The 9,130-nt window shown below is 50.4% G+C and carries 5 protein-coding genes; 1 reads left to right on the forward strand and 4 read right to left on the reverse strand.

Annotated elements, in window-relative coordinates; all coding sequences use genetic code 11:
• Nucleotides 1-119: 119 nt before the first annotated feature.
• Nucleotides 120-4,712: an AAA family ATPase gene (locus tag ACSHX2_RS13700; protein ID WP_435693516.1), complete on the reverse strand. Its 4,593-nt coding sequence runs from the start codon at nucleotides 4,710-4,712 to the stop codon at nucleotides 120-122.
• A 679-nt stretch (nucleotides 4,713-5,391) separates the two neighbouring features.
• The gene (locus ACSHX2_RS13705) at nucleotides 5,392-5,628 is read right to left on the reverse strand and encodes a hypothetical protein (RefSeq protein ID WP_435693517.1); all 237 of its coding nucleotides are present in this window, start codon (nucleotides 5,626-5,628) and stop codon (nucleotides 5,392-5,394) included.
• 317 nt (nucleotides 5,629-5,945) lie between these two features.
• On the opposite strand from ACSHX2_RS13705, the gene ACSHX2_RS13710 reads away from it, so the two are divergent.
• Nucleotides 5,946-7,124, forward strand: coding sequence for a cysteine desulfurase family protein (locus ACSHX2_RS13710; RefSeq protein ID WP_435693518.1), 1,179 nt, complete (start codon nucleotides 5,946-5,948; stop codon nucleotides 7,122-7,124).
• Nucleotides 7,125-7,331: 207 nt separating this feature from the next.
• On the opposite strand, the gene ilvC is transcribed toward ACSHX2_RS13710, so the two are convergent.
• Nucleotides 7,332-8,804 (reverse strand): ketol-acid reductoisomerase, encoded by a 1,473-nt coding sequence (ilvC, locus tag ACSHX2_RS13715; RefSeq protein WP_435693519.1) that lies wholly within the window; start codon nucleotides 8,802-8,804, stop codon nucleotides 7,332-7,334.
• Between the two features lie 10 nt (nucleotides 8,805-8,814).
• Nucleotides 8,815-9,130: hypothetical protein (locus ACSHX2_RS13720; protein ID WP_435693520.1), on the reverse strand; the 316-nt coding region annotated here is incomplete at its 5' end.

Consider the following 9,130-nt stretch of genomic DNA (forward strand, 5'->3'; position numbering starts at 1 on the left):
GTTGGCGAACGACTAGGTGATTGTGTAACTATTCACGAATTTGACCAAGACACCATTGGGTGTGCTGGTGAAGCCTATGCAGGTGGCGTTCGGCAGGGAGTCAGCAGCAGTTAACATAATTATTTCGACCGCACCATCTTATCCTGTAGTTCCAATGCTTGCGGCACCTGACGGTCAGACATCGTTTTTAGAATCGTCGAAAACTGTTTCCGAACCACATGGTCCGACTGGATTTGGGCTGAGTTGTTTTCCCAGTCATATTCCAGCAGTTTCAAGAGTGCATGCTCAAGGTGGTAGAAGTCGCCCCAGTGCCATTCCTCGAATTGGCTCGATACCTCGGCGAGTTTCGCTACTCCGTCACGCACGTAGTCGACTGCTGATGGAAAGGTCAAGAATCGAGCGTAGGCAGCTGTCGTCTTGGGATGTGGGAAAAACTCGTCAGTCCACTTATCAAATTCAGGCTTCATCGTCGCCACGGAAGCTCGATACTTTTCGTCTTCGAAGTAGCCCTCACCAAAACTGCTAAAGCCCATGAGATGCCGGAACAACTCATCATCTGAACGATGGTTCCGCACCTCTGTTTGCCGCCAATTCTGTGCCGTCCAGGCAAAAGCGATCATTGCCTTCCAGTGGAGGAAGAAGTTCTTGACGCAGCCCTCAATCCTGAGCCCATGAATGAAGAAGGAAGAGATAAACGAATCAACCCAATGAACTCTTTCCAACCCAAACGACATTATGGGTTCCCAGAGTCGTTGGGCTGATGCTTTGTCACTAATTCGCGGAATAGTTGCTGCAATGAAGTCGAATATCCATGTGTCCCATTGTCCCGGCGTAGAAAAAAACGAATTGTCGTCATTGTCATCGAGTAGCGCCTCTTCAATGCCACCAAGCGGGTGCAGAATACCTCGAAGGAGGTTGTCAAGGCATTCAATGCGGGCGGGCAACTCGTCGGCGGCAGACTCGGCTTCAGTCAGCCAACTAAATGCTGCACGCAGTTGCATTGGCTCAAATCCGCGACCACGTCTGATCCGTTTTGCAATGGAGGCTTTAATCTCTTCCGACGTTGGTTCGTCGTACGAGATGTCGTGTTGCTTTTGCACCATCTCGACGATGGTATCGGTGGCGTTCTCGGCAACCTCACATAGATTGGGGAGTTTGGGTTCAAGTGTTGAATCAGCGAATTGCCCAATCAACTCATTGAACAGCGCTCCGATGTCATAGTCGATATCGGGGCAATCCCAGATACTGTTACCTCCGTGTGTGACCGTGTTGATGTTGCGAATTCCTGATGCTCGAACGATTAGATGCAGGAGGCGCAGGAAATCGTCTCCTAATGACTCGCGCTGCTCATAAGCGAACTTCATGAGATCTTCAGTAACGCTGTAGTTGTACGCTAGCGCAAAATTGGCATACATCGCTCTGATTCCATCATCAGTGGGATCCTTGGCGAGCATTTGCGGCAACAGCATTGCGGCAAAGTTGTCCCAATGATAATTGCTTACAGACTCGGGTACGTGGAACTGTGGATGTGCCGGAGGATTCTTAAGAACTTTTGAAAACTGTTCGGCGCACCATTTCTCGCGTTCGGGATCAGCTTCGAGCCAATCATTATGCAGAACCGATAGTGCTGCGATCCCTCCCACAATCGCGTCTTCGGGTCTGTCTCCGCGACTTCGAGCGTCATCGGCGTCGGCCTCAATTCCTTGCAGCCTTACCCAAAAATCTTTGATTTGATCCGGTTCAAGCGAGGCACGTTCATCGATCATCTTTCGGCATGTCATTGGGAACGTCAGAACTGCCATGTGTTTCTCATTGTTTTCCCTTACCGCTGCAAGTCTTTCAGTACGTTCACTTGGCTCTTCTAATTCCATGACGATACCATTCTCAACCCTACGCATTCGCAACTGGCTCTCGTCAAACTGTAATGCGATCCTCTCCATGAATCCGGTGTCCTCTGATTCGCTCATCTCCTCAATTTTTTTCGCCCATTGCTTTTGCACGGCGACTAACATGTTTCGTGATTCCTCATTGGTGAGGAATTGTTGAAATAGCACATTGCCGAGTGTCGTTTTTCGATGTTCGAGCATGTGCCACTTGTGAACGATGTTCCAAATCGACTCCCCGTATCGCGACCACTGCATCATGGTCATGCCGTGTAGAGAAGACTCCATTTGCTCAATTTGGTAATGCTCCTCCCAAACTTGTAACTGCCACACAGGCACCAAGGGGCTAAGCTCATTGTTGAAGAGCTTCGGCTCGCGTCTCCCAACTGCCGCAAGAACCCCGAGTAGCGCCGTGCTGTGCGAGGTATCAAGTATTTGCTGGACTATCAAAGAAATTGGTTCGTCTCGCTCCAAATGAAGGTAAAGCCATTGCTCTAAGGCCATAAGAGCGGGCACAACCGCGTCAGGTGATTGAACTGAATCTCGATACCAGTAGTACGCATCGCTGCTACCAAAGTATGCGCCTTCTTCCCTGCGGCTGCTTGTGACTATTACAGGCGTCGGGTTCTCACGGTTATCGGCCCACCGATCCGTCACGAAGTTGGTCAGTTCAACGATGGTTGCAACGCCGTGCTTTCGGTTGTTGCGTAGGAAAGACAGGAACGGGCCACGAAAGTACATCGGCGGCGACCAATCGTGTTGCACTTCAACGTGGAGAAAATCATCAATTCCGTGATCAGAGTAGTTCCGATTCTGTGGCAATGGCTCTCTTATTAAGAGCGCCAGCAATACTTCTTTCCCTGCCTCCGGCCGCGCAGTAAATAGATGTTCTAGGGGATTGTCACCGGCCAGAAATCCATCGTGTACTCTGTGATCTACTCGACGAAGAGGGCCTTGTGGCCACGGGTCGGATAGTGGACCTCGTGGGCCATAGATCTCCGCGATTCCGAAACCCTTCTCGGCTTCACCATCCTGCAGTTCTGACTCTACGGATTCTACTTCTTCGTCAGCGGCAAATGGTGACGCGTCACGACGTTCTGCAAGCGAAAGAGCAAGTTCGGCCACTTCATCGGGATAAACACATGCTGCGGTAAGCACGCGCGAGAATACACTTTTGCACAAGTCGCTATCTGCGCTCCAATCCTGCGACTTAATTTCCTCGATGATAAATTGGGCGGAGTCGATCAGTATCTGTCCGGTCTCATTCCGTAGAGGCCAATTCTGACCGGAACACTTAAGCCACAAATCCGCGATGTGAGTTACCTTCTCGGTCGCAATCGGTATAGCCTCGGGTCGTTTCTCTGCAAGCACTCTCAAGACGGGCAACCAAAGTGGCCAAAACGGAATTCGTTGGCTTGCGCCGAGGCTCGGATCACTCGCGAAGCGAGGATCGGGCAAGGTTGTACTATGCAGAAATCGACTGAGAAGGCGATTCAGAAGCTTGCCATCATCTGCGACAAGTTGCGCCCAGACTTCACGGAGCAGTGATTCAGTGTTCCCAGCAAAGACGATCGACTCTAAGACCAAGTCACTCTCGACTCTTTGCGTATCCTCAGGAGCGAGTCGGAAAACAAGTTGTTCCCATTGTTGAACGTCTGCCTCGCCTTCAAGTAGGCGTAAACCGAAAAGACGAATCGGGCGATGCCATCGAGGATTGAGCGAGTACTCGCGCGCGATTTCGGCAATATCCTGTTGCCTGCTTAACAAGAAGCGTGCCCGCGCCCAATCACCCAAGAGGTCATGCTCAAAGCCAAATCTTTCGTCTCGGTTCCAAATTACTTGCTCTGAGATTAAACCCTCAGCGAGCTGACATTCTGCGCTCTCGAAACGGTCAATCGGCATCGCAACCAAGAATTCGTTAGCTTCGATGCATGCCATCTTCTGCATAAAACGAGAGCGTGCCACTCCGTTTGCACCTCCTTGGATATGTTGGGCCCAGTACCACTCCAAGATATCGGTTTCTCCGACCCATGAGTTTGACTCAGTATCTTCTGCTGCATTCGTCAAAACTAAGTCAAGCATCTTGAGATTTGAGAACACGCTAGCTAGTTGTGGTCGCAATAGCATTTGCGAAATCTGAGGGAATGCTGCAACGATTTGCTCGCGATGAGATGCGAAGCGAAATTCAACAGTCTCCACCGCGACATTTAATGCCGTTCCGTAAGCACGCTTAATGGCCAAGTGCGTTCTCTCCCACGCATCGACAACACTAGTAAAGATAAAAGTCCATGCTGAATCCGAGTCAATCCGTGCGAGCTTTAGCAGGACAGCCAAGTTCGACAATCCTTCTTGGTTGAGTCGTTCGATACCATCAATGACGATGACACCAGAATTAGCGATCGACTGTTCGACGAGCTCTGGAAAAGAATGGCGAATCCTAAGGTCAGAAAATTGTATTGAAAGTGACCTGCCATTTAGGTCTGCCGGGGTGAGCCAGATCGCGTGCCCTGCAGATGCAACCCGTGACGCGACTTGCTTTGCCAACACCGTTTTGCCTGAACCGCTTGCGCCAACAAGAGCGGTGATTGGCTCGCTGTAACTCGGTAGCTGTTCCTCTTGCCGGGACAACTCAAGGCGTCCAGCGAGGCTATCTCTTATTCGATCGATGCGGATAGCGAAATCTGCTGAGATTTTCTCCCAATCGGAAACGTAATTGGGAAACTCACTGAGGCTGAACGTCGCACGCAAACCGTTTGCCAACGCCGCGCGGGTGAGGTCGCCTCCAGACGTAGCCAGTTCCCTGCTTATCTGCTTGAGTTGTCTCCACAACAAAATTGCTTTAGCCTGTCCTCCGTCGCGAAGCAGGTCGGCACACCGCGCGATGCAACAGTTCTCATCATCCGAAAGTTCGCTGTTAAAATCGAATTGAAAGTGGCGCAGACGCTTCAACAATGTAGTGGTGTCTGCGGGAGTCCTCGCCCCGTCAATCGCTGGCGGACAATGCAAGCTCCTGAACAATGCTCGCTCGACGTCGTTTGAATAGTTTGCCGTCGCAAGCCTACCAGGAAAGGCGGCGGGGTCAGCGTCGACAGCTTTGGTCAACAATCCGTCCCATCCCGTCTTTACCTTGGATTCAATGGGCGCGGTCGCGAGCGATAGAAAGTCTGTGTTTACGTCGAACTGTTGCGTTCCAACGTGAAGGCGATGTTCCCAGATGGCCTCATTAAAGTCCGAAGGGAATCCAGAATCGGTGATCTGAGTATTGCTCTTCACTGAGACCGCCAAGGCCCCCGAACTTGCATCGGGTTTACGCAACATTAGGACTACATCATCAAGAAACCAACCATCCACTCGTTTTTGAAAGTGAACGGATTCTATCTGCCCTTCATTCGCACTAAGGGGATAGTCGCCGCTCAACATTTTCAAAAGAAACGACGCTGATACCTGATCTTCAAACGTGTATCCACCACCTCCAACTTGCTTCGGAGTTGCTACTTGCTTTGCCATATCAAGCTCCTAGTGCAATATCGATGACTACAATAAGGACGGAATCCGAGCATCGTAGCTTAAAGCGTTTTATGGGGGTGTCACCGTCATTTCTCTCCCCGCGCCAGGCGTGGTAGGTCTTGGCTATAACTGCAATGTCCCTTGCGTTGAGTTTCTTCAGCGTGCGATTGATCATATACTCAATCATGTGGGCAGCGATGAAGAGGTGCATGTTTTTGTTCTTGGTGTTGGTGGACATGGGGCCAAGGGAGGAGTCAGGAAAAAGTCTTAGGCTCTAGGTAGGTCGCTTGTCGGGTGAGAGAAGGAAGCTGCATGGACGACGGGTGGAAAAACTAATGGGAACTAACAAAATTAAAATGGCTACTGCAAGTGGAAATGACTATTTGATTTTTGGATAAAATGGGTGAGGTGACTGATCGATTTGGAATGTGGCTGGTTAAATGTCCATGAAGGTCTGTGCTCTGCTGTACGGTTAGGGGTAATCGTGATTACTGACGGTGAAAAATGGTAAAATTCGCGGTAGATTATTTTGTGTGTCAGTCCTAGGGTTTGGGCATGATTTACCTCGATTCTAATGCGACGACGCAGGTGCACCCAGATGTGCTTGAGGCGATGTTGCCGTATTTGACGGACCAATGCTTTAATCCATCGAGCGGGTATCGGGCTGGGAAGGCTGTGAAGAAGGCTATCGAGAAGGCGCGCGAGCAAGTGGCGGCGTTGATCGGTGCGGAGGCGGAAGAGATTGTTTTTACGGGTTGTGGGACGGAGTCGAATAATGCGGCTCTGTATTCGCTGGCTAAAGCGGTTGGTAAGGGCAAGCGAATTATCACGAGCCAGATCGAGCATAGTTCTATTTTACGTACTTGTGAGCAGCTTGAGCGACGCGGGAATTCTGTGGAGCTCGTGGGTGTGGGTGCAGATGGTCGACTGGATCTTGAAGCGTGGAAAGAAGCTTGTGCGCAAGAGGATGCTGGCTTTGCGACTTTGATGTGGGCGAATAATGAAACTGGAGTCGTTCAGCCCATTGAAGAGGCAGCTTCGATCGCGCATGCAGCTGGTATTCCATTTCACTCAGATGCGATTCAGGCGGTGGGGAAATGCCCCGTGGATGTCACCACGGTTGAGGTCGATTTCCTATCGATCTCTGGCCACAAGTTTCATGCGCCGAAAGGGGTGGGTGCGCTGTACATTCGCAAGAATGTTTCGTTTGATCCCTTACTCTTTGGCGGTGGTCAAGAGGGCGGCCGACGTTCCGGAACTGAGAATGTGGCATCGATCATCGCCTTAGGGAAAGCGGCTGAGATGATGCGTGAGCGACTGGATGACGATGAGCATGCTGGCGTGGGCGCGATTCGTGATCACTTTGAGAATCGACTTTTAGATGAAGTCGAGGGCGTTCACGTGAATGGCTCTAAGGAATTCCGTACAAAGAATACGAGCCATCTTGCATTTGATGACTGTGAGGCAGCGGGCTTACTTATTTTACTGGATGAATACGGGGTGGCTTGTTCGGCAGGTTCAGCCTGTATGACGGGTAAGCAAAAGCCATCGCATGTGCAGACAGCGATGGGAATTCCCGCTAAGCAGGCCAAGAGCTCGCTGAGGATTTCGTTTTCCATTCTAATAACGATGGACGAAGCGGACACTGCCGTTGAAATGGTGAAGAAGGCGGTGAAGAAGCTGCGTGCTGTGCAGGGGATTGGTGGCGTGGGGCCGGTGACGGTTTATACTTAAAATGTTTACGCCTTTGGCGTTGTTTTAAGTATTACGTGTTATGTTTCAAGTGTCTGCGCAGTTGAGTACGTGTCTTGGTGGCTCGAACTGTCGAAGGTCTGAAGGTCACGGTTAGCATCGCGTGGTCGCGATGGGGGATTTTTGAACAAAAAAGAGCCCAGAGTTTGCACCCTGAGCTCTTTTGTTTGGAAGTGTTAGTCTAAGAAGTTAGACGATAGCTTTCATGTTCGCCATGGAGTCACGGAGGATCTCACCGATCTCTTCGACTTCGTGGTTACGGATGTTGTAGTTCACGTCTACAAGGAGCTTGTTGTCTACGGATGTGTCGTCGGAGGAGAGACCCTTGCCGATAACGTCGAGGCCGATTTCGTCAACGAAGTCTTTAAGAAGTGGCACAGCAGCGTGTGAGAAGAGGTAGCAACCGTACTCAGCTGTGTCGGAAATGATGCGGTTCATTTCGAAGAGTTTCTTACGAGCGATGGTGTTCGCGATGAGTGGAGTTTCGTGGAGTGACTCGTAGTAAGCGGACTCAGGCTGGATGCCAGAATCAACCATTGCTTCGAATGCGAGTTCAACACCAGCTTTAACCATAGCAATCATAACGATGCCTTTGTCGAAGTATTCCTGCTCGGAGATTTCACCAGCAGCAGTGGACTTTTCGAATGCAGTCTCACCAGTTTCCTTACGCCATGTGAGGAGGTTGATGTCGTCGTTTGCCCAGTCAGCCATCATTGTGGAGGAGAACTCACCAGAGATGATGTCGTCCATGTGCTTGTAGAAGAGGTCGCGCATGATGTCCTTAAGCTCTTCAGAGAGAGCATATGCAGTGATCTTTGCTGGGTTGGAGAGGCGGTCCATCATGTTAGTGATGCCACCTTGCTTGAGTGCTTCAGTGATTGTTTCCCAACCGTACTGGATGAGCTTAGATGCGTATCCTTCTTCGATGCCTTCTTTAACCATTTTGTCAAAGCAGAGGATAGAACCAGCCTGGAGGAGACCACAGAGGATAGTCTGCTCGCCCATGAGGTCGGACTTCACTTCAGCAACGAATGAGGAGTTAAGTACACCAGCGTGGTGACCGCCTTGAGCAACACAGAGTGCTTTAGCGAGTTCAATGCCTTCACCAGTTGGGTCATTTTCAACGTGGCAGGAGATGAGTGTTGGAACACCGAAGCCGCGCTTGTATTCTTCGCGTACTTCAGAACCTGGGGACTTAGGTGCCACCATGATTACTGTGAGGTCCTTACGGATCTGTGTGCCTTCTTCAACGATGTTGAAACCGTGTGCGTAAGAGAACGTAGCGCCTTCCTTCATGTGTGGGATCACTGTCTCAACAACAGATGTGTGCTGCTTATCAGGAGCTAGGTTCATTACGATGTCTGCTGTAGGAAGCATCTCTTCGTAGGTGCCAACTGCGAAACCGTTTTCGGAAGCGTTGAGGAATGACTGGCGCTTTTCAGCGATAGCTGCATCGCGAAGTGCGTAGGAAACGTCGAGACCTGAGTCACGCATGTTGAGGCCTTGGTTGAGGCCTTGTGCGCCACAACCTACGATGACGATCTTCTTGCCTTGTGCAGCTTCTGTGCCACGTGCAAATTCAGATCCGTCCATGAAGTGACAGTCGCCAAGCTCAGCAAGCTTGCGGCGGAGAGGAAGTGTGTTGAAGTAATTTTCAGCCATAATGTTTATTCTATAAATTGGGAGTGATAGTGAATCTCGCGTATTCAATCGTAAAACTCATGTTGCGTAAATTGAATTTATTAGGAGATTGTGTTGCGTGAAGTGGGATGTGGTTGTTTAGCGAAAGGAGTGTGGGTTGAGATGGGTAGCAGGATGAAGTTTTTTTTACCGCGAAATAGGCGAAAGGGGCGAAAGTGCCAGCATGATGGAGCTGGGTTGATGGAGCTGGGTTGATGGAACGGCTTTTACCACGAATGGCACGAATGGCACGAATGGCACGAATGGCACGAATGGCACGAATGGCACGAATGGCACGAATGGCACGA

The sequence above is a fragment of the Rubritalea sp. genome, from assembly GCF_051252225.1.
Lineage (GTDB): Bacteria > Verrucomicrobiota > Verrucomicrobiia > Verrucomicrobiales > Akkermansiaceae > Rubritalea.

What these genes read in the sequence shown, in the direction of transcription:
- ACSHX2_RS13705 (WP_435693517.1), bottom strand. Translation starts at nt 5,628, where the DNA reads ATGTCCACCAACACCAAGAACAAAAACATGCACCTCTTCATCGCTGCC.
- ACSHX2_RS13710 (WP_435693518.1), top strand. Translation starts at nt 5,946, where the DNA reads ATGATTTACCTCGATTCTAATGCGACGACGCAGGTGCACCCAGATGTG.
- ilvC (WP_435693519.1), bottom strand. Translation starts at nt 8,804, where the DNA reads ATGGCTGAAAATTACTTCAACACACTTCCTCTCCGCCGCAAGCTTGCT.